This is a genomic window from Streptomyces sp. 135 (assembly GCF_020026305.1).
In the GTDB taxonomy this organism is placed as follows: Bacteria; Actinomycetota; Actinomycetes; order Streptomycetales; family Streptomycetaceae; genus Streptomyces.
In genome coordinates this window covers 7,410,461-7,430,250 of record NZ_CP075691.1, presented here as the reverse complement: position 1 = coordinate 7,430,250, position 19,790 = coordinate 7,410,461, and the positions used below count along the sequence as shown (strand labels likewise).

Genomic DNA, 19,790 nt, shown 5'->3' with positions numbered 1-19,790 from the left:
CAACAGGGTTTGCCTCTGAGGGTTTTGAACCTGGTGCGGCGTGACCACCGTGACGTACGTTAGACGATGATCGATCATCGCTCAACCCTTCCGGGCCGCCGCCCGCCCGTTCCGACCGGAGTCCCCATGTCAGGTGAGAGAGTCACCGAAGTCCCGGCGTCCGCCGCCTCGTTGAAGCGCGTCCCGTTGAGCGAACAGGTGCGGCGCGCCCTCCTCGACGGGCTGCTGAACGGCCGCTGGCGCCCCGGCGACCGCATCATCGAGCGGCACATCGCCCAGGAACTCGACGTCAGCCACGGACCCGTGCGCGAGGCGCTGCGCGACCTCCAGGCCATGCAGCTCGTGGACATGATCCCCAACAAGGGTGTACGAGTACGGGAGTTGACCCCGGACTACCTGCCCGCGGTCTATCCGGTGCGTGCCGCCCTGGAGCGCCTCGCCGGCCAGCTGGCCGTACGCCGGCTCGCGGGGGACGTGTCGGAGCTGGAACCGCACCTGGAGCTGCTGCACCAAGCGGCGCGGGACGGGGACCCCGATCTCCAGATCCACTGCGCGGTCGAGTTCCACCGGGAGATCGTCCGGGCGGCGGGGAACGAAGTACTGCTGCGCAACTGGGAGTCCCTGGCCATCGAGCTGTGGACCCGCCTCTCCCTGAAGTGGCTGCGCACCGAACTGCACGAGAACGCCGAGGACCACATCGCCATCGTGGACGCCTTCCGGCGCCAGGACCCCTACGTCGGCCGCATGCTCGAACTGCACGTCCTGGACTACGCACACAAGCCGATAGGAACGTGAACGCCTTGACCACCACACCCGCCGCCCCCACTACACCGCACCCCCGTGAGCGGGTCGCGCCGCACACCATCACCGTGTTCTCCGACATCTGGTGCTCCTTCGCCCACGTGGCGCTGTACAGGCTGCACACCACGCGGGCCAGGCTCGGCCTGGAGAGCCGGGTCCGGTTCGACCACCGGGCCTTCCCCCTGGAGCTGTTCAACAACGGGCCGAGCCCGCGGCCGGGCACGGACTCCGAGGTCGGCGGGGTGGCGCACATCGAGCCCGACGCCGGCTGGCAGCTGTGGCGGGCGCCGGACTGGAAGTTCCCGTCCTCGTCGCTGCCGGCGCTCGAAGCCGTGCAACTGGCCAAGCGGCAGGGCCTGGAGGTATCCGAACGGCTCGATCTCGCGCTGCGCCGGGCCTTCTGGGCCGAGAGCCGGTCCATCGGTGCCCGCTCGGTGGTCCTCGACGTGGCGCAGGAGACCCCGGGCGTCGACGCGTCGGCGATCGCCGAGGGCCTGGACGACGGGCGGGCGCGCCGCGTCATCACGGAGGACTTCGCGTGCGCCCAAGAGCACCAGGTCCAGTGCAGCCCGCATCTCTACCTGCCGGACGGCTCGGACCACGCCAACCCCGGGGTGACGGCCCGCTGGCACGGCAAGTACGGCACCGGCTTCCCCGAGGTGACGGGCAACGACCCCTCGGTCTATGAGGAGTTGCTCCGCCGGGCCGCCGCCGGGGTCTCGCATCGTGAGAAATGATCGATCATCGCTCATTACTCGCCGGTAAGTGTTGACTGCATCTAACAACGGCTTCTAGGTTCTGAAAACGGAAACACGCTTCCGCATGACGAAAGCGGCGTCAGCGTCAGCCAGGGTGTGCGTCGCCGCCCTCGTACACCGGCCGGACCACCCGTATATCCGGCCCCGCTCACCCAGGAATGTGAAAGGGGATCATCCGTGTCCCAGCTCGACCAGCTTCCCGACAAGGACCCGTCCGAGGTCGCCGAGTGGCGTGAATCCCTCGACGCGGCAGCCGAGTTCGGGGGTCCGCAACGGGCCGCACAGCTTCTGCAGCGCGTGAACGAACACGCGCGGCGCACCGGCATCGACGTCCCGCCGTTCCTGGAGACGCCGTACATCAACACCATCCCCACCGCCGCCGAACCGGCCTACCCCGGCGACGAGGCGATGGAGGCCAGGATCACCGCCTGGAACCGCTGGAACGCGGCGGCGATGGTCACGCGCGGCAACCAGCGCGGAGGCCTCGGCGGGCACATGGCGACCTTCGCCTCGGCGGCCTGGCTGTACGAAGTGGGCTTCCAGCACTTCTTCCGCGGCAAGGAGGCCGACGGCTCCGGTGACCAGCTGTACGTCCAGGGTCACGCCTCCCCCGGCGTCTACGCCCGCGCGTTCCTCGAAGGGCGCCTGAGCGAGGGGCAGTTGGACCGCTTCCGGCAGGAGGCCGGCGGTGACGGGCTGCCGTCCTACCCGCACCCGCGCCGCCTGCCCTGGCTGTGGGAGTTCCCGACCGTCTCCATGGGCCTCGGCCCGCTCTCCGCCATCTACCAGGCGCGCTTCAACCGCTACCTCACCAACCGCGGCATCAAGGACACCTCCGGCTCACACGTGTGGGCGTTCCTCGGCGACGGCGAGATGGACGAGCCCGAGTCGACGGCGGCCCTCGCCCTCGCCGCGCGCGAGAAGCTGGACAACCTCACCTTCGTCATCAACTGCAACCTCCAGCGCCTCGACGGCCCCGTGCGCGGCAACTACAAGATCGTGCAGGAGCTGGAGCGGCAGTTCCGCGCGGCCGGCTGGAACGTCGTCAAGTCCCTGTGGGGACAGGCCTGGGACGAGCTGCTCGCCGACGACACCGAAGGCGCTCTGGTGCGCCGCCTCGGGAGCGTCCCCGACGGGCAGTTCCAGACCTTCGCGGCGCGCGACGGCGCGTACATCCGCGAGCGGTTCCTCGGCGCGGACCCCGCGCTCGCCCCGCTCGCCGACCGGTTGAGCGACGCACGCCTCCAGGAGATCGTCGGCACCTCGCGGGCCGGTCACGAACCGCGCAAGGTGTACGCCGCCTACCGCGCCGCCCTGGAACACGAGGGCGCGCCCACGGTCGTCCTGGTCCAGACGGTGAAGGGCTGGACGCTCGGCCCCGGCTTCGAGTCGCGCAACGCCAACCACCAGATGAAGAAGCTCTCGGGCAAGGAGTTCCGCGCCATGCGGGATCTGCTCGAACTGCCCATCCCCGACAAGGCGTTGGACGACTCCCTGGTGCCGTACTGGCACCCGGGGCCCGACTCCCCCGAGGCCCGCTACCTCAAGGAGCGCCGCGCCGCCCTCGGCGGTCCGGCCCCCGCGCGCAAGGTCGTCCCCAAGCCGCTGCCGATGCCGTCCGCGAAGCCGTTCGACGCGCTGAAGAAGGGTTCGGGCAACCAGGAGATCGCCACCACCATGGCGTTCGTCCGGCTGGTGAAGGAGCTGATGCGGGACAAGGAGACCGGCGGGCGCTGGGTCCCCGTCGTCCCCGACGAGGCCCGCACCTTCGGCATGGAGTCGCTGTTCCCCTCGGCCGGCATCTACTCGCCGGTGGGCCAGACCTACGACCCCGTCGACCGCGACCAGCTCCTCTACTACAAGGAGTCCAAGGACGGGCAGATCCTCAACGAGGGCATCACGGAAGCCGGTTCGCTGGCCTCGCTGACGGCAGCGGCCACGTCGTACGCGACGCACGCCGAACCGATGATCCCCTTCTACATCTTCTACTCGATGTTCGGCTGGCAGCGCACGGCCGACCAGTTCTGGGCGCTCGCCGACCAGCTGGGCCGCGGCTTCGTCATCGGAGCGACCGCGGGTCGCACGACCATGACGGGCGAGGGCCTCCAGCACGCCGACGGGCACTCGCACCTGATCGCGTCCACCAACCCGGCCGCGGTCAGCTACGACCCCGCGTTCGCGTACGAGGTCGCCGTCATCGTCCGTGAGGGGCTGCGCCGCATGTACGGCCCCGACGCCGAGGACGTCTTCTACTACCTCACCGTCTACAACGAGACGAAGGTCCAGCCGCCCATGCCGTCCGGCGAGGGCGTGGAGGAAGGCATCCTGCGCGGCCTCTACCGGTACCAGGAGGCCGTCGACGCGGCCGCCGACAGCCCGCGCCTGCAACTTCTGGCCTCCGGCACCGCCGTCCACTGGGCCCTGGAGGCCCAGCGGCTCCTGCGCGAGGACTGGGGTGTCGCCGCCGACGTGTGGTCCGCCCCGTCCTGGACGGAGCTGCGGCGCGAGGCGCTCGACGCGGAGGCGGAGAACCTCCGCGCGGCCACGGGCGGCGTCCCGGGCCGTGCGAGCGGCCGTGGGGTCGCGGGCCGTCCCGTACGTCCATGCGGTCGGCCTCAGAACGTCCGCCGCCACTTCGGTGTGGACGCTCCCTCGATCGTGGTCGCCGTCCTCGCGACGCTCGCCCGGCGCGGCGAGGTCAAGCAGGAGACGGTACGTCAGGCCGCGGCGCGTTACGGGGTGGAGGCGTGAGCATGTCCGAGGTCATCACGTTGCCCGCGCTCGGTGAGTCCGTCACCGAGGGCACGGTCACCCGCTGGCTGAAGGAGGTCGGCGAGGAGGTCGCGGCCGACGAGCCCCTCCTGGAGGTCTCGACGGACAAGGTCGACACGGAGATTCCGTCGCCGGTGGCCGGGGTGCTGCTGGAGATCGTGGTCGGCGAGGACGAGACGGCGGAGGTGGGCGCGAAACTGGCGGTGGTCGGCGCGCCGGGCTCTGCCGGGGCGGAGGAACCGGGGGCGGATTCGGCCGGGGCAGGCCCCGCGAGGGCGGCGGAGCCAGTGGCTCCGGTTGCCGCGCCCACCGCTGCCGCCGCGGCACCGGCGACTCCGGCTGCGCCGACCGCCACGGCTTCGGCTGCGGCTTCGGCGACATCGGCCGGGGCAGGCCCGCGAGGGCGGCGGAGCCAGTGGCTCCGGTTGTCGCACCGCCGCTGCCGCTGCGGCACCGGCGGCGGCTTCGGCTGCGGCTCCCACCGCTGCGGCTCCGGGACCGGCTACCGCCGCGGCCCAGCCGTCGGTTTCCGCCACGCGGCCGGGCCTCACCGCGCCCGCCGCCCCCACCTCGCCGCCCACCGCCGACGACGGCGCCTACGTGACCCCGCTGGTCCGCAAGCTGGCGTCCGAGAACGGCGTGAACCTCTCCGAGGTCACCGGTTCCGGTGTCGGCGGCCGCATCCGCAAGCAGGACGTCATCGCCGCCGCCGAGGCCAAGAAGGCCGCCCCGGCACAGGACAGGGGTGCGACGCCGGCCCTGGAGGCGTCCCCGCTGCGCGGGCAGACCGTCAAGATGACCCGCATGCGCAAGGTCATCGGCGACAACATGATGAAGGCCCTGCACTCGCAGGCCCAGCTGACCTCGGTCGTCGAGGTCGACATCACCAAGCTGATGAAGCTGCGCGCCAAGGCCAAGGACGCCTTCGCCGCCCGCGAGGGCGTCAAGCTGTCCCCGATGCCGTTCTTCGTCAAGGCCGCCGCCCAGGCACTGAAGGCCCACCCGGTCATCAACGCCCGCATCAACGACGACGAAGGAACCATCACCTACTTCGACGCGGAGAACATCGGCATCGCCGTCGACGCCGAGAAGGGCCTGATGACCCCGGTCATCAAGGGCGCGGGCGACCTCAACATCGCCGGCATCTCCAAGAAGACCGCCGAACTGGCCGGCAAGGCCCGCGGCGGCGGCCTCACCCCGGACGACATGTCGGGCGCCACCTTCACCATCTCCAACACCGGCTCGCGCGGCGCCCTGTTCGACACGGTCATCGTGCCGCCGAACCAGGCCGCCATCCTCGGCATCGGCGCCACCGTCAAGCGCCCGGTCGTCATCAACCACCCCGACCTCGGCGAGACCATCGCCGTACGGGACATGACGCACCTCTCGCTCTCCTACGACCACCGCCTGGTCGACGGAGCCGACGCCGCCCGCTACCTGACCGCCGTCAAGGCGATCCTGGAAGCCGGCGAGTTCGAGGTCGAGCTCGGTCTGTAGCACCGCATCTCTGCACGCCGCGTACAGATTCGGTGGAGATTACGCCACCGAAACTTACTCCAGCGTAAGTAGATCTGTCCGACCCTTCCCTTTGTGGCCGTATTTTTACCGCCTGACCTGTGCCGATGGTCCGTACCACCGCGTTTCGGCCCCCTCCCGGGGGGCCGCGCCGTGGGGTACGGTCCAGGCGCTGTGCGGAGCGCCACAAGGAGCATCATTGCGCGAGTTCACGAACCCCCCGATGGCGTCGGCGCCACTGGTGGGCGGCCTTGCCGACGCCGTTTTCGACCATGCCCTCGACGACCCTGCGCACGTCGCCCTCGGCCGCAAGGTCGACGGACGCTGGCACGACGTCACCTCGGCCGCGTTCCGCGACGAGGTGCTGGCGCTGGCGAAGGGCCTGATCGCGCAGGGCGTACGGTTCGGCGACCGCGTGGCCATCATGTCCCGCACCCGGTACGAGTGGACGCTCTTCGACTTCGCCCTGTGGACCATCGGCGCCCAGGTCGTGCCGGTCTACCCGACCTCCTCGGCCGAGCAGGTCTTCTGGATGCTGCACGACGCCCAGGTGTCCGCCGCGATGGTCGAGCACGAGGACCACGCGATGACCATCGGCTCGGTCATCGACCGGCTGCCGCAGCTGCGCCGACTGTGGCAGCTGGACGCCGACGCCGTCGGTGAACTGACCGGCACGGGCCGGGACATCGACGACGAGGTGGTGCACCGCCACCGCCGCGCGGTGACCCCCGACTCGATCGCCACGATCATCTACACCTCGGGTACCACGGGCCGCCCCAAGGGCTGTCTGATCTCCCACGCGAACTTCATGTTCGAGGCGGACGTGATGGTCGGGCGCTGGGAGCCGGTCTTCCACTCCAAGCGCGGCGACGAGGCCACCACGCTGCTGTTCCTGCCGCTGGCGCACGTCTTCGGCCGCATGGTGCAGGTCGCGGCGGTGCGCGGCCGGGTCAAGATGGGCCACCAGCCGAACCTCAACGCGGCGGCGCTGCTGCCCGACCTGGCCGCGTTCCGACCGTCGTTCATCCTGGCCGTGCCGTACATCTTCGAGAAGGTCTTCAACGCGGCGCGGCGCAAGGCGGAGAAGGAGGGGAAGGCGGGCGCGTTCGACAAGGCCGTCGAGTGCGCGGTGCGGTACGCGGACGCGATGGAGGCCAAGGCGTTCGGGTCGGGGCCCGGGCCTTCGGCGGGGCTGCGCATGCAGCACCAGTTCTTCGAGAAGCTCGTCTACTCCAAGGTGCGCGACGCGATGGGCGGCCGGGTGCGGCACGCGATGTCGGGCGGCTCGGGCATGGACCGGCGGCTCGGGCTGTTCTTCGCGGGCGCGGGCGTGACGATCTACGAGGGGTACGGGCTGACCGAGTCGACGGCCGCTGCGACCGCCAACCCGCCCGAGCGCACCCGCTACGGCACGGTCGGCCAGGCCATCCCCGGCACCACCGTGCACATCGCGGAGGACGGCGAGGTCTGGCTGCGCGGCGGCAACGTCTTCCAGGGCTATCTCAACAACCCGGCGGCCACCGAGGCGTCCCTGCGCGACGGCTGGCTGGCCACCGGCGACCTGGGCTCGCTCGACGAGGACGGCTATCTGACGATCACGGGCCGCAAGAAGGAGATCCTCGTGACCTCCGGCGGCAAGAGCGTCTCGCCGGCCCAACTGGAGGAGCGTGTGCGTGACCATCCGCTGGTCGCGCAGTGCATCCTCGTGGGCAACGACCGGCCCTACATCGCGGCGCTCGTCACGCTGGACGCCGAGGCCGTGGAGCACTGGCTGGCCATGCGCCGCAAGCCCCTGCTGCCCCCCGGTGAGCTGGTGCGCGACCCGGATCTGGAGACGGAGGTGCGCAGGGCCGTGGTCGCGGCGAACACCCTGGTCTCACAGGCCGAGTCGATCCGTACGTTCCGGATACTGGCGCATCAGTTCAGCGAGGAGCACGGCCTGCTCACGCCCTCCCTGAAGTTGAAGCGCAAGGCGATCGAGACGGTGTACTCGGCGGAGGTCGAGGCGCTGTACCGCAGCTAGCGGGGCCATGGGCCCGCTCCTGGCGCTGCGGCGTGCCCTCGGCGTGCCGCACCCAAACCACCCGTAAGGGATCTTGTCACCTCTCTGGTTCATGTGACTTTCTGGAGTTGACCGAGTACCGCTCGCAGTCAGCGGTCGGGGTGGACCGTGAAGGGATGACCATGAGCACTGCCCAAGCAGCAGCCACGGGTGGCGAGGACTTCGCTCCTTCGATCAGCACGGTCGCGGGCACCGGGGCCGCGGGGACCAGAGGGGACAACGAGCCCGCGACGACAGTCCAGTTGGACGTTCCGTACGGGATCGCGGTGGACAGCATCGGCAACCTCTACGTCGCCGAGTACAACAACCACCGGGTCAGGAAGATCACGACGGACGGAAAGATCCGTACGGTGGCCGGGACCGGGCGCGCGGGAGGCGGAGGAGACGACGCCACCGCCGTGTCCGCCCAGTTGAACTGCCCGCGCGAGGTGGCGGTGGACGGCGCGGGCAACCTCTACATCACCGATTCCAGCAACCACCGGGTCCGCAAGGTCACGGCCGACGGAAAGATCAGCACAGTCGCCGGCACCGGCACCGCGGGTTTCACCCCTGACGGGGGCCAGGCCAGCGGCACCCGGTTGCACTACCCGTTGGGGGTGGCGGTCGACAGCACCGGCGACCTCTACATCTCCGACTGCGACAACCACCGGGTCAGGAAGGTCACGGCCGACGGGAAGATCAGCACGGTCGCCGGGAACGGGGCCGCTGGGTCCCAGGGGGACGGCGGCCCAGCGGTTTCCGCCCAACTGAACGGCCCGCGTGCGCTGGCGTTCGATGGCGCGGGCAACCTCTACATCGCCGATGGCAACAACCACCGGGTCAGGAAGGTCACAACCGACGGGAAGATCAGCACGGTCGCCGGCGGGGGCACCGCCGGCTCCAGCGATGACGGAGGCCCCGCCACCGACGCCCGGTTGCGTCTCCCCATGGGCTTGGCGGTGGACAGCGTCGGCAACTTCTACGTCTCCGAGTACGAGAACCACCGGGTCAGGAAGGTCACGCCCGACGGAAAGATCAGCACGGTCGCCGGCACGGGCAGCGCCAACTACGGCGGTGACGGCGGCCCGGCCGCTTCGGCCCTGCTGAAAAAGCCGCGCGGGCTCGCCGTGGACTGCGTCGACACCCTCTACATCGCCGATGGCGACAACCACCGGGTCAGGAAGATCGCGTCACCGAGGATGGCCGCCCTGCCCGAGTCGGGAACGGTGGTCACCTGGGCCAACACCCGCAGCAAGCTGCGCATGGCGGTCGCGCGGGAGTCCCTCGACGACGGGGCCGAGGTCCACCAGCTCCTCGCCGTTCCCCGGGACCACCAGCGGTGGCGGCTGGTCGCGACGGGCCAGGACAACGGCGATGTCCTGTACCGGATCGAGAACGTGCGCAGCGGCAAGGTCCTGGAGGTCGTCGCGGAGCAGAAGAGGCCCGGGGCGGTGGTCGCGCAGCGCGCCTACGAGGGTGCGGACGCGCACCACCAGCAGTGGCGGCTGATCCCGGTGGGCTCGGTGGCCGATACCCCGCGGGTGTACGAGATCGCGAACCGGAACAGCGGTCTCTTGCTGTACGTCGGCACCAACGCCCGCACGGTGATCAAACAGCACGGGGCGGAGGGCGACCACCGGGGTCGGCAGTGGCAGTTGCTTCCCGTATGACGCACGGGGGGCAGGGGCGGCGTCGCCCCTGCCCCCCCGTGAGCGGGGTGTCATCGAGGATCGGGCGGGCCCCCGCCGGTCGCCTTGTCCGTCTTGGTCTCCCCCAGGGTCTTGGGGGTCTCGGCGGTCGTCATGGACGCCGCGGGAGGCGCCGGGGGCTCGGGGGCCTCCGGGGTATCGGGAAGTTTGGTGTAGTCGCTTTTCGTGGGCTTGTCCTGCAAGTCCCCGTTCTTCTGGAGGCCGCTGTGCTCCGTCACCGTCGGGCTCGCCGTCTGCATGCGGGCGGACGCCCCCGTGGACACCGAACTCGGATCGTTGGCGAACTCGGCCTGCGTGCCGGCCGATTCCTGGGTGGCCTGGATGAAGGAGCCGAGGAAGCCCAGGACGATCCGCGCTTCGGGTGACTGTTCCCGCACGATTTTCGCCCGGGAGGTGGCTCCGTGGATCCCACTGGTGAACAGGCTCGTGCTCGTGTCGTCGTAAGTGCCCTCTTGGGAGTCCTCGAAGTCGACGTCCGCACCCGGCTGCGGCCTGACGCCGTCGGTGTTCACGGAGAAGAGTCCCGCGCCCGTGCTCGCGGATCGGAAGATGTTGTCGAACACCACGATGGTCACTCCTATGCGTCCGGCGAAGTCTGCTTGTGCAGCGCTCGTTGGTTGTCGATCAGGTGCTCGCAGTCGAACATCGTGTGGTGGACGTCGAGGGCGGAGACGACCTCGGCCAGCCCATGCATCCGGAAGCCTCCGCCGGCCAGGTCGAGGTCGCTGATGGGCCGGGCGACCAGGTGGTCCAGGCCGGGGTGGTCGCCGGGCTGCGGAGGAGACAGGACGGCGACCGGAACGTCGTACTTCACCGCGATCAGGCCGGAGAAGGTCACCGGGATCTCGTACGTGTACTGCCTGCGGCAGCGCCGCTGCGTGACCATGGTCTCCACTCGGGAGTTCGGCGGGACCGTGCCGGAGATCTGCGATTTCGAGGCCCAGCTGGTGGTCAGGGAGCCGCCGACGGACGCCGCGATGCCCAGCGCCAACTGCGCGTTGAGCGACGCGGTGCCGGTCGCGCTGCCCGTGGTGGTGAACGCCACCGAGTTCGTCACCGAGTTCGTCGCGGTGTTCGTCGCCGCGCTCCGGGTGGCCGACTCGCTGGCGTTGGCATTGTCCACCCCGATGTTGTCCTTGCTGTTCTTGTTGGTCACCGTGTTGGCGTTCTTGCCCGACACTTCGCTCTGGCACTGCGCCTGGAGTTGTGACTGGAGGTCCATCTTGAGCTGATTCTGGAGCTGCAATTGCAGCTGCGCGCTGACGGTGCCGCCGAAGGTGAGCTTGGCGTCTCCGCTGAGCGACCACGTGACGCCGTTCGACACGGTGAAATCGACCGAGTCGGTGAAAGTCATCGGGTCCGTCTGGCTGCGGTTGACGTAGGCGCGCGAGGAGAACGTGTCGGGCGGGGGCTGGCCGATGTCGCTCCGCTCCTCGATCAGCGGCTCCCCGAGATTCATATAGGCGAGCCAGCCCAGCTGGAACGCGGACAGCTGCGCGGGGAAAGCGCCGAAGCTCGACTTGTTCACGGAGAAACCGACGGGCTTGTGCCGCACGCCGTAGTCGTCCACGTAGACCAGGTTGGGGTGGTTCAGAAGGGATTTCCAGATCTGGTCGATGGCCAGTTCCCGCAGGTTCTTCTTCGTCAGCGGCTGGCGCTTGGCCCGGTCCAGGTTGTACGCGTTGGAAGGCATTCCCCGTCCTCGACTGAGTCTGACAGAACCGCACTTGGCGAAACATGAAAACGGTGACGACGCGTGTGCAGAAATACTGTGCATGCGTCCAGAAAAGCGAAGCTAGCACGGGCTCAAATTCTCGGGAAGACAGCCTTCGCGCATCACGCTCAATCGAGTGAATCGACTTCCCCGCCTGTCCCCAACTCCCTTGCCACGGCGGTAAGTTGAAGCACTTCCGAATTCAGAAAGAGGCGAGGTTTCCGCGATGTACACCCAAGAACGCACGACGATGTCGAATTTGGTGGTCGGCGGCCCGGTGGCGGTGAACAGCTACGACAACGCGATCGTGGCCGCGCTCGTCGAGAACCGCCCGGTCATGCTCATCCATGCCTTCAACGGCGGCTTTCTGCGGCCCGCCGAGCTGAAGGCGAGCGTCCACAACAAGGGGGTTCAGCTGGCCACCGCACTCGACCCGGACCTCAAGGAGGCGAAGGGCCACCTCTGGCACATCACCCCCGCCGGCTTCTTCGGGCAGCGGCCGCTGTACTTCATCGAGAGCGCCGCGGGCCAGGTGCCGCCCCAGCCGGCGCCCGCGGGCGCGGCCGACACCGGGCGCGGCGACGACGGCGCGCCCAAGCCGCAGCGCAGGCGCATCACCGTCCACCAGGACGCCCCCAAGAGCACGGCGGACACCGTCCAGGTCGGCCTGCCCGACAAGGTGGACGACAAGTGGCGCGGGAAGAACGGCGCGCCCGAGGACACCCAGCTGTGGGTGGTCACGGTGACGCCGTGGGGTGGGATCACGTTCGTGCCGATCACCCATCCCGACGCCATCCTCGGGTTCGCGGACCACGCGGTGGCGCCCGGCAGCGAGGTGCGTCTCACCTACAACTGGGGCGGCGACTTCACCGGGACGGTCATCAACACGTTCTATCCGCGGCTGCCCAACGAGTGGAGCGTCCCCTACCACCACGTCTTCACGTGATCCGCGGCCACCACCGCGCCACAGCCGTCCGGGTCACATCCGTCCCGAGCCCACGCCCGCACCGCCTGGAAGAGGCACCACGATGCCCGTGCCCACGCAAGAACTGAAACTGGAGATCGTCAACGCCGCCACGGGAAAGACCCTCGGCGCCAAGGCCGCGTCAGGCGCGGACGGAGCGCTCGTCGCCCGCGACTTCCCCGACGGCGGCCCGAGCCCGGAGCGATGGCAGCTCACCCCCGTGCAGGCCGCGCAAGGAGATCGGGCGCAGGACCAGCAGGCCTACGTGATCCGCAACGTGGCCGGCGGCAAGGTGCTCGACGACCCCGCCGCCGCGGACCACGGCGTCCGCCAGGTGGCCGCCGTCGCCGGCAAGAAGAGCCAGCAGTGGCACGTCGTACCCGTGGACGGTGAACCGGGCCTCTACCTCATCGAGGGCGCGACCGATGGCGCCGTCCTCGACCTCGACGATCCCGCGGCGGCGGACGACAGCCGGGTCGTCCTGCGCGCGTACGACGGCAACACGGAGAGCCAGCGCTGGCGGTTCGTCACGGCCGAGCCCGAGCGCACCAGCGACCCCGTGCTGCGCTGGGCGCCGCTGAGCCACTGGAACGGCCGCCGGTCCTGGCGGCTGGCCCGCTCCGCCGCGCTGCGGCCCGCACCGGGCGCGACGCCTCCCTTCAGTGACATCCTGCTCGTCCTCAAACGGTTCGGGAGCGACCAGGCCGCCGGAGGCTGGAAGAGCGTCGGCCCCGTCGGGCAGCCGGGCCGGTGGTCCGGGCTCGGTGACCGGATCCTCGCCGACACCACGGGAACAGGGCGCGTGGACATCGTGGGTCTCAAACCCGCCAAGGGGCCCGTGGCCGCCTCCGGCCATGGCGATGGCACGTTCGACGACGACGAGCGCGTCCTGCACCAACCCGGGCCCTCGGCGAGCCCCAAGGACCTGTGGACCCTCGCGGACACCACGGGCGGCGGCCGGCCCCACGCCGTGGTGCTCGCCGCCGACGGCGTCCGGATGTTCGTACAGGACGAGGGCGGGACCTTCGCGTCCGCGGGCAACGAACCGGTCCTCAAGGCGTTCGGACACGGCCCGCAGGCCGGCGAGTGGCTCGCCGACAAGCACCCCCGCTTCCTCGCCGACACCACCGGCGACGGCAGGCTCGACATCGTCGGCTGCCATGAGGACGGCGTCTGGATCTCGCGCCAGGACGAGCAAGGGAAGTTCGCGCCCCTGGCCGACGCGCCCGCGCTGAGGGCCTTCGGCCACCGCGCGGAAGCGGGCGGCTGGCTCATCGACAAGCACCCGCGGTTCCTCGCCGACACCACCGGCGACGGCAGGCTCGACATCGTCGGCATCCACGCGGACGGCGTCTGGGTGTCCCTCCAGGGCGAGGACGGTACGTTCGCCGAACCGCTGTACGTCCTCGACGACTTCGGGGTCGATCAGGGGTGGAGTTCGGTCGCGGAGCATCCCAGGTACCTGGTCGGCATGGCCGCCGGTGGCACGGTGGACGTCGTCGGGTTCGGCCCGCAGGGCGTCGTCGTCGCACGCGGGCGCGGCGACGGCACGTTCGAGCCCGCCAAGCTCGTCCTGAACGATTTCGGGCTCGCCCAGGGGTGGACCGGCGGCAAGCACCTCCGCCTGGTCGCCGACGTCACCGGCGACGGCAACCCCGACATCGTCGGCTTCGGCGACGAAGGGGTCTGGGTGTCGCGCAACCGCGGCGACTGCCAGTTCGAGCAGGCTCAACTGGTGTGCCGCGCCTTCGGATACCACGAGGACGCGGGAGCCTGGCGGGTCGGGCACCATCCCCGCTTCCTCACCGACATCACCGGTGACGGACGCGTCGACATCGTCGGTTTCGGCGGCCCGGGCGTCTACGTGGCCCGCAACCTCTTCCGTCACTTCAGGACCCGGTAACCCCGAAGGCCGCGTGCTAGCCGATCGGCACGCGGAAGATCTTGTCCACGCCGTCTGGCTGACCGCCATTGGCGTCGGCGTTCGTGGTCGACAGCCACAGCGCGTTGGCGCCGGGCACGGTGGTGACGGAGCGCAGACGGCCGTACTCACCGATGTAGTACGCCTTCGCGGCGCCCACGTTCTCGTTGTCGGCGTTGATCGGGATGCGCCACAGGCGCTTGCCCCGCAGCGCCGCCATGTAGACCGCGCCGTCGACGACGGCCACCCCGCTCGGCGAGGCCTCGGCGACGGTCCACGTCTTCTTGGGGTTGGTCATGCCGGCGACGTTGCAGGCACCCTCGCAGGTGGGCCAGCCATAGTTCCCGCCGGGCTTGATGAGGTTCAGCTCGTCCTGCCTGCTGTCCCCGAACTCCGCTTCCCAGAGCCGCCCCTGGGCGTCGAAGGCGAGGCCCTGCGGGTTGCGGTGCCCCAGGCTGTATACGTAGTTGCCGAAGGGGTTGCCGGGGGCGGGCCTGCCGTCCTTCGTCAGGCGCAGGATCTTGCCGCTGAGGGAGTTCTTGTCCTGCGCGAGGGGCTTGTCCTGGGCGTCGCCGGTGGTGGCGTAGAGGTGGCCGTCGGGGCCGAAGGCGAGGCGGCCGCCGTTGTGGTACCGGTTCTTCTTGATCCCCTTGAGCAGCGGCTTGTAGCCGGTCAGGGACGTGCCGTCGTACGTCATGCGGGCTATGCGGTTGCCCTCGGCCGAGGTGTGCATCACATACACGTAGTGGTTGGTGTTCCAGTCGGGGTCGACCGCTATCCCCATCAGGCCGCCCTCCCCACCGGTGGTCTGCGACTCGGGGACAGTGCCCAGCAGTTGCTTGTCCTTGCCGTCCTTCGACAGGCGCCATACCCGGAAGTCGTCGCGCTCGGTGATCAGGGCTGCGGAACCGTCCGGCAGCCAGGACATGCCCCAGGGGACGGTCCAGCCGGTGGAGACGGTGGTGGGCCGGCCGGGCTCCCCGGCCGCGGCGGCCGGGGCGGGGCGGTCGGCCGGAGCCGAGTGGGCGGACGGTCCGGTGGCCAGGGTGAGCGAGGTCGCGGCGACGGCGCCTGCGGCTGCCAGGGCGGTGAGAGTTCTTGGCATGTTGCCGGTCTCCATCTCTGCATTTGTGTGTGTGGGGGGGCGGGAGAAGTGGCGTCGCGGCAGGTCACCGCGCGTTGGTGCGGTAGGCGTACGCGGGCGGCTCGCCGTCACGCGCACGGGCCGAGGAGGCGTCGTCCACCAGGGACCGGACGACGCCGTGGTCGGGCGAGCGGTGGCAGGCGGGGTCCGTGCGCGTGGCGTCGCCGGTCAGGGCGTACGCCTGGCAGCGGCACCCCCCGAAGTCGAGGGTGCGCAGCTCGCAGCCGCGGCAGGGATCGCTCATCCACGCCTCGCCGCGGTAGCGGCCGAAGGCGTCCGACTCCCGCCAGATCCAGCCCAGCCGGTGGTCACGGATGTTCGGTGCATCCGGGCCGAGCAGGTCCGCGGCGGCCGGGCAGGGCAGGACGGTGCCGTCGGGGGCGACGGTCAGCGAGACCGCGCCCCAGCCGCCCATGCATGGCTTCGCGACTCCGTCGACGTAGTCGGGCGCCACCCACACGAGTTCCATGCGGCCCGCGAGCCGCTCGCGCCAGTGTTCGACGCGCTCGCGGGCGCGGGCGACCTGCGCGCGGGAGGGCAGCAGGGCGTCGCGGTTGCGCAGCGCCCAGCCGTAGAACTGGGTGTTGGCGAGTTCGACGCGGTCGGCGCCCCAGGCCAGGGCGAGTTCCACGAGGGCGTCCAGCGCGTCGAGGTTGGCGCGGTGCAGTACGGCGTTGAGGCCGAGCGGCAGGCCCGCGGCCCGCACGAGCCGGGCCGCGCGTTCCTTCGCGGTGAACGCCCGGGCGCCCGCGATGCGCGCCGCGGCCCGCGGGTCGGCGTGCTGCACGGAGAGCTGGACGCTGCGCAGCCCGACGTCACGGAGGTGGCCGAGGCGCTCGCGGTGCAGGCCGACGCCGCTGGTCACGAGCTGCGTGTGGATGCCCGCGGAGTCGGCCGCGGCGACGATCTCCGCGAGGTCGCGGCGCAGCAGCGGCTCCCCGCCGGACAGATGGCTCTGCACGACGCCGAGGCCGGCCGCCTGGTTGAACACGTCCGCCCATTCGTCGGTCGTCAACTCGGCGGCCCTGCCAGCGAGTTGTGTCGGGTTGGAGCAGTAGGCGCAGCGCAGGGGGCAGCCGTGGGTGAGTTCGGCGAGGAGGGCCCAGGGCGGATCGGGGTCGGAGATGGGGGCGGGGTCCGTGGCGTTCATCGCAGCCATCCCTCGGACCTCAACCGGGCGAGGAACAGCGGTACTTCCTCGGCCACGGGTGCGTCGGGGTGGCGGCGCGCCAGCTCGGTGACGATGCCGGTGACGTCGCGCTCGCCGTCGCACAGGGCCACGATGGATCCCCCGGCGCCCCGCAGTACGACGACGCGTTCGGGCAGCACCAGGAGGTCGACGCCGCGTACCCGGTCGTGCCGGAGCAGGACGGAGCGGACGAGCGCGGGGCGCCATGTGCGGCGTACCCCTTCGCGTACGCCGTCGGGGGCGGTCATGTGATGCCTCCCGGCCCGTGGTCGACGGCGTCGAGCAGTGACCAGAGGACGTCGCACTTGAACGCGAGGGCGGCGACCGCCCGTTCCTGTTCCTCGCGGGTGCGCGCCCACGCCAGGACGAGGCCGAGCGCCTCCTGCCCGTCGCGGCCGCCCTGTCCGACGCGTGTGCGGAAGTAGGCGAGGCCGGCCGCGTCGATCCACGGGTAGTGCCGTTCGAATGCGGCGATCCGGGTCCGCATCAGGCCGGGCGCGGAGAGCTCGGTGAGGGAGGCGGCGACGGCGTCGAGGGCGGGGCTGAGCCGGCAGAAGTTGACGTAGCCGTCGACGGCGAGCCGTACGCCGGGCAACACCTGTGACGCGTCGCGGAGTTGCCGCCGGTCGATCCCGGCGGCCTCGCCGAGCCGCAGCCAGCGTTCGATGCCGCCGGTGCCGTCCCGCTCCCCGTCGTGGTCCTGGATCCGGCGCAGCCAGCCCCGGCGGAGCGCGGGGTCGTCGAACTTGGCGAGGATCAGGGCGTCCTTGACGGGGATGTGCCGCTGGTAGTGGAACCGGTTGGTGATCCAGCGGCGCAGCTCCTCACGGGTGAGGGTGCCTTCGTGCATGCGTACGTTGAAGGGGTGCCGGTCGTGATAGCGCGCGGCGGAGACGGCGCGCAGCCGGTCGGTGAGTTCGTCCGGGGTCCATGGGGCCTCGTCCGTCAGGGTGGCCGTGGTCGTCACAGCTCGATCACCATCCCGTCGGCGGCGACTTCCAGTCCCCACCGGGCGAGGAGTCCGTGCTGCTCGGCGTGCGGGTCGCCGAGGGGGTTGGTGTTGTTGAGGTGGGTGTAGAGGCAGCGGCCCGGCAGTTCGGCCAGGCGGTGTGCCGTTCCGGCGGGGCCCGTGACGGGGAGGTGGCCCATCGCGGTGGCGGTGCGGTCGGTGAATCCGGCGCGCACCGGTTCGCCGTCGTCCCAGAAGGTGCCGTCGACGATGACGCAGTCGGCGTCCCGGGCGGCCTTCTCGAAGGCCTCGCTCCAGACGGCGAGGGCCGGGGCGTAGAGCGCGGTGCGGCCGGTGGCGGTCTCGGTCAGGCGCAGCGCGACCGACCAGGTGTCGGTCTCGGGCCCTGTCCCGGCGGCGTACCGCGGCCGCTTGGCCGAAACCGGCACGGCGGCGACGTGGATCCCGCCGCTCCCGTCCAGCGGCAGTCCGGGGTCGGCGGTCAGCTCCCGCCACCGTACGGGCGTGTAGGGCTCCAGGAGCGCGTCGAGCCGCAGCCCTTCGCGCACCGCGTCGCGCACGGGCGCGGTCGCGATGACGTCGACGCCGTCGCGGGCCTCGCGGAGCCGGGCGAGGCCCAGGGTGTGGTCGAGTTCGGCGTCGGTCAGGACGACTCCGGCGACGGGGGTGTGCCGCGTGTCGGGGGTCTGACCGGCGGGGCCCGCACCGGAGCCCGTACCGGGTCCCGCGCCGGGGTGCAGGTCCGGGGTTGCCTCGATCTGGTCGGCGAGGTCGGGGGTGGCGTTGACGAGGTACCAGCGGTCCTCGCCCGCGCGGACGGCGAGCGCGGCGTGCCGGCGGCGGCGTGCCGGGTGGGCGCGTGCCCCGGCGCAACCGGGGCACGCGCAGTTCCACTGGGGCAGTCCGCCGCCCGCCGCGGTGCCGAGCACCTGCAGCAGCATGGCGGCGGGTCTACCGGTCGGCGAGACGGTAGGCGGTGACTTCGAGCGCGGTGTCGACGACGGCGTAGTCGGGGCTCTGCCAGTCGCCGTGCGCGGGAGCGGCGCGGTGCGGGAGCGTCGGCCGGGACTGCTCGGGCCGGATGGTGGGCATGATGGTGGACGCGGGCATGGACGTCGTGGGTGTAGGCATGGACATAGACATCGGCATGACGCCGCCTTTCCTGAAGAGGTGGGGGTTCAGGACGAGCCACGGAGCGCGGGGCGGGGACATGCTTGTAGCGTTCACATGAGTGTCCCGCGTTCAGTGCCGCGTCATAGGGTCTCGGCATGACGGGACACCGTCAATGGTCCGGACCGACTTGACCTCCGGGTCGCTTCGACATCCGGCCAATCGGCGGTCGGGATCGCGTCGCCCGGTTCAGGAATGCGGCACCGGTCCTGATCGTTGACCATGGGAGTACCACCCGACGACTTAAGGATCGAGAGCTCGTGAGCAAGGTCCCCCCGATCATCCTGAACAACGGCGTCGAGATGCCCCAGCTCGGTTTCGGTGTCTGGCAGGTGCCGGACGACGAGGCGGCAACGGCGGTCGCGACGGCCCTGGAGGCCGGGTACCGCAGTATCGACACCGCGGCGATCTACGGCAATGAAGAGGGCACGGGCAAGGCCATCGCCGCCTCCGGCGTGGCCCGCGAGGAGCTGTTCGTCACCACGAAGCTCTGGAACGGCGACCAGGGCTACGACTCGACGCTCCGCGCCTTCGACACCTCGCTGGAGAAGCTGGGTCTCGACTATGTCGACCTGTACCTGATCCACTGGCCGCTGCCCTCCAAGGACAGCTACGTGGACACCTACAAGGCGTTCGAGAAGATCCACGCCGATGGCCGCGCCACGTCCATCGGTGTCTCGAACTTCCTGCCCGAGCACCTGGAGCGGCTGCTCGCCGAGACGTCGGTCATCCCCGCCGTCAACCAGATCGAGCTGCACCCGCACCTCCAGCAGCACGTCTCCCGCGAGTACCACGCCGAGCAGGGCATCGCCACCGAGGCGTGGTCGCCGCTCGGCCAGGGCAAGGGGCTCCTGGAGGTTCCCGCGATCGTCGCGATCGCGCGGAAGCACGGCCGCACGCCCGCGCAGATCGTCCTGCGCTGGCACATCCAGCTGGGCAACGTCGTGATCCCCAAGTCCGTGACCCCGTCCCGGATCAAGGAGAACATCGACGTCTTCGACTTCGAGCTCGACCCCGAGGACATGGCGGCCATCTCCGCCCTGAACGAGGACCGTCGCATCGGCCCGGACCCGGCGACGTTCGACGTCGTGTAACCCTCCGGTCGCGTACGGCCCGTCCGCG

The 19,790-nt window shown here is 70.5% G+C and carries 16 protein-coding genes and 1 pseudogene; 9 read left to right on the top strand and 8 right to left on the bottom strand.

Annotated elements, in window-relative coordinates; all coding sequences use genetic code 11:
• Window positions 1-126 precede the first annotated feature (126 nt).
• The 6 genes and pseudogenes from KKZ08_RS33340 to KKZ08_RS33315 all read left to right on the top strand — a co-directional run bounded on the left by KKZ08_RS33340 (window position 127) and on the right by KKZ08_RS33315 (window position 9,557).
• The gene (locus KKZ08_RS33340; protein ID WP_223777972.1) at window positions 127-795 is read left to right on the top strand and encodes a GntR family transcriptional regulator; all 669 of its coding nucleotides are present in this window, start codon (window positions 127-129) and stop codon (window positions 793-795) included.
• 5 nt (window positions 796-800) lie between these two features.
• Window positions 801-1,538, top strand: a complete 738-nt coding sequence (locus KKZ08_RS33335; protein WP_223777971.1) for a DsbA family protein — start codon at window positions 801-803, stop codon at window positions 1,536-1,538.
• Window positions 1,539-1,736: 198 nt separating this feature from the next.
• Entirely contained in the window at window positions 1,737-4,310 is a 2,574-nt protein-coding gene (aceE, locus tag KKZ08_RS33330) for a pyruvate dehydrogenase (acetyl-transferring), homodimeric type (protein ID WP_223777970.1), read from the top strand.
• A 14-nt stretch (window positions 4,311-4,324) separates the two neighbouring features.
• Window positions 4,325-5,828: pseudogene (locus KKZ08_RS33325) on the top strand (2-oxo acid dehydrogenase subunit E2); the annotation flags it as partial.
• Between the two features lie 217 nt (window positions 5,829-6,045).
• Entirely contained in the window at window positions 6,046-7,869 is a 1,824-nt protein-coding gene (locus tag KKZ08_RS33320) for an AMP-dependent synthetase/ligase (protein WP_223777969.1), read from the top strand.
• A 161-nt stretch (window positions 7,870-8,030) separates the two neighbouring features.
• The gene (locus KKZ08_RS33315; protein ID WP_223777968.1) at window positions 8,031-9,557 is read left to right on the top strand and encodes an RICIN domain-containing protein; all 1,527 of its coding nucleotides are present in this window, start codon (window positions 8,031-8,033) and stop codon (window positions 9,555-9,557) included.
• 50 nt (window positions 9,558-9,607) lie between these two features.
• Here the strand turns inward: KKZ08_RS33315 and KKZ08_RS33310 are convergent, their stop codons facing one another.
• Both KKZ08_RS33310 and KKZ08_RS33305 read right to left on the bottom strand, forming a co-directional pair.
• The gene (locus KKZ08_RS33310) at window positions 9,608-10,162 is read right to left on the bottom strand and encodes a hypothetical protein (RefSeq protein ID WP_223777967.1); all 555 of its coding nucleotides are present in this window, start codon (window positions 10,160-10,162) and stop codon (window positions 9,608-9,610) included.
• 11 nt (window positions 10,163-10,173) lie between these two features.
• Window positions 10,174-11,289, bottom strand: coding sequence for a hypothetical protein (locus KKZ08_RS33305; protein WP_223777966.1), 1,116 nt, complete (start codon window positions 11,287-11,289; stop codon window positions 10,174-10,176).
• A 247-nt stretch (window positions 11,290-11,536) separates the two neighbouring features.
• Here KKZ08_RS33305 and KKZ08_RS33300 point away from each other — a divergent pair, with 247 nt between their 5' ends.
• Both KKZ08_RS33300 and KKZ08_RS33295 read left to right on the top strand, forming a co-directional pair.
• Complete coding sequence (locus KKZ08_RS33300; protein WP_223777965.1) at window positions 11,537-12,256, top strand: hypothetical protein; 720 nt, start codon at window positions 11,537-11,539, stop codon at window positions 12,254-12,256.
• A gap of 82 nt (window positions 12,257-12,338) precedes the next feature.
• The gene (locus tag KKZ08_RS33295) at window positions 12,339-14,177 is read left to right on the top strand and encodes an FG-GAP-like repeat-containing protein (protein WP_223777964.1); all 1,839 of its coding nucleotides are present in this window, start codon (window positions 12,339-12,341) and stop codon (window positions 14,175-14,177) included.
• 16 nt (window positions 14,178-14,193) lie between these two features.
• Here the strand turns inward: KKZ08_RS33295 and KKZ08_RS33290 are convergent, their stop codons facing one another.
• The 6 genes from KKZ08_RS33290 to KKZ08_RS33265 form a co-directional block, all read right to left on the bottom strand.
• On the bottom strand, window positions 14,194-15,300 hold the full coding sequence (locus KKZ08_RS33290) for a PQQ-dependent sugar dehydrogenase (protein WP_223777963.1): 1,107 nt from the start codon (window positions 15,298-15,300) through the stop codon (window positions 14,194-14,196).
• Window positions 15,301-15,364: 64 nt separating this feature from the next.
• Window positions 15,365-16,498, bottom strand: a complete 1,134-nt coding sequence (gene pqqE / locus KKZ08_RS33285; protein WP_223777962.1) for a pyrroloquinoline quinone biosynthesis protein PqqE — start codon at window positions 16,496-16,498, stop codon at window positions 15,365-15,367.
• The gene (pqqD, locus tag KKZ08_RS33280) at window positions 16,486-16,776 is read right to left on the bottom strand and encodes a pyrroloquinoline quinone biosynthesis peptide chaperone PqqD (RefSeq protein ID WP_223777961.1); all 291 of its coding nucleotides are present in this window, start codon (window positions 16,774-16,776) and stop codon (window positions 16,486-16,488) included. Before pqqD ends, pqqE begins: the two co-directional genes overlap by 13 nt.
• The gene (gene pqqC / locus KKZ08_RS33275) at window positions 16,773-17,495 is read right to left on the bottom strand and encodes a pyrroloquinoline-quinone synthase PqqC (RefSeq protein WP_223777960.1); all 723 of its coding nucleotides are present in this window, start codon (window positions 17,493-17,495) and stop codon (window positions 16,773-16,775) included. The genes pqqD and pqqC overlap by 4 nt, the downstream gene beginning before the upstream one ends.
• Window positions 17,492-18,439, bottom strand: a complete 948-nt coding sequence (locus KKZ08_RS33270; protein WP_223777959.1) for an MBL fold metallo-hydrolase — start codon at window positions 18,437-18,439, stop codon at window positions 17,492-17,494. The genes pqqC and KKZ08_RS33270 overlap by 4 nt, the downstream gene beginning before the upstream one ends.
• A gap of 10 nt (window positions 18,440-18,449) precedes the next feature.
• A complete protein-coding gene (locus tag KKZ08_RS33265; protein WP_223777958.1) occupies window positions 18,450-18,608 on the bottom strand; it encodes a pyrroloquinoline quinone precursor peptide PqqA in 159 nt (52 codons plus the stop codon).
• A gap of 362 nt (window positions 18,609-18,970) precedes the next feature.
• Between KKZ08_RS33265 and KKZ08_RS33260 the strand changes: the two genes are divergently transcribed.
• A complete protein-coding gene (locus KKZ08_RS33260; protein ID WP_223779287.1) occupies window positions 18,971-19,762 on the top strand; it encodes an aldo/keto reductase in 792 nt (263 codons plus the stop codon).
• Window positions 19,763-19,790: the final 28 nt, after the last annotated feature.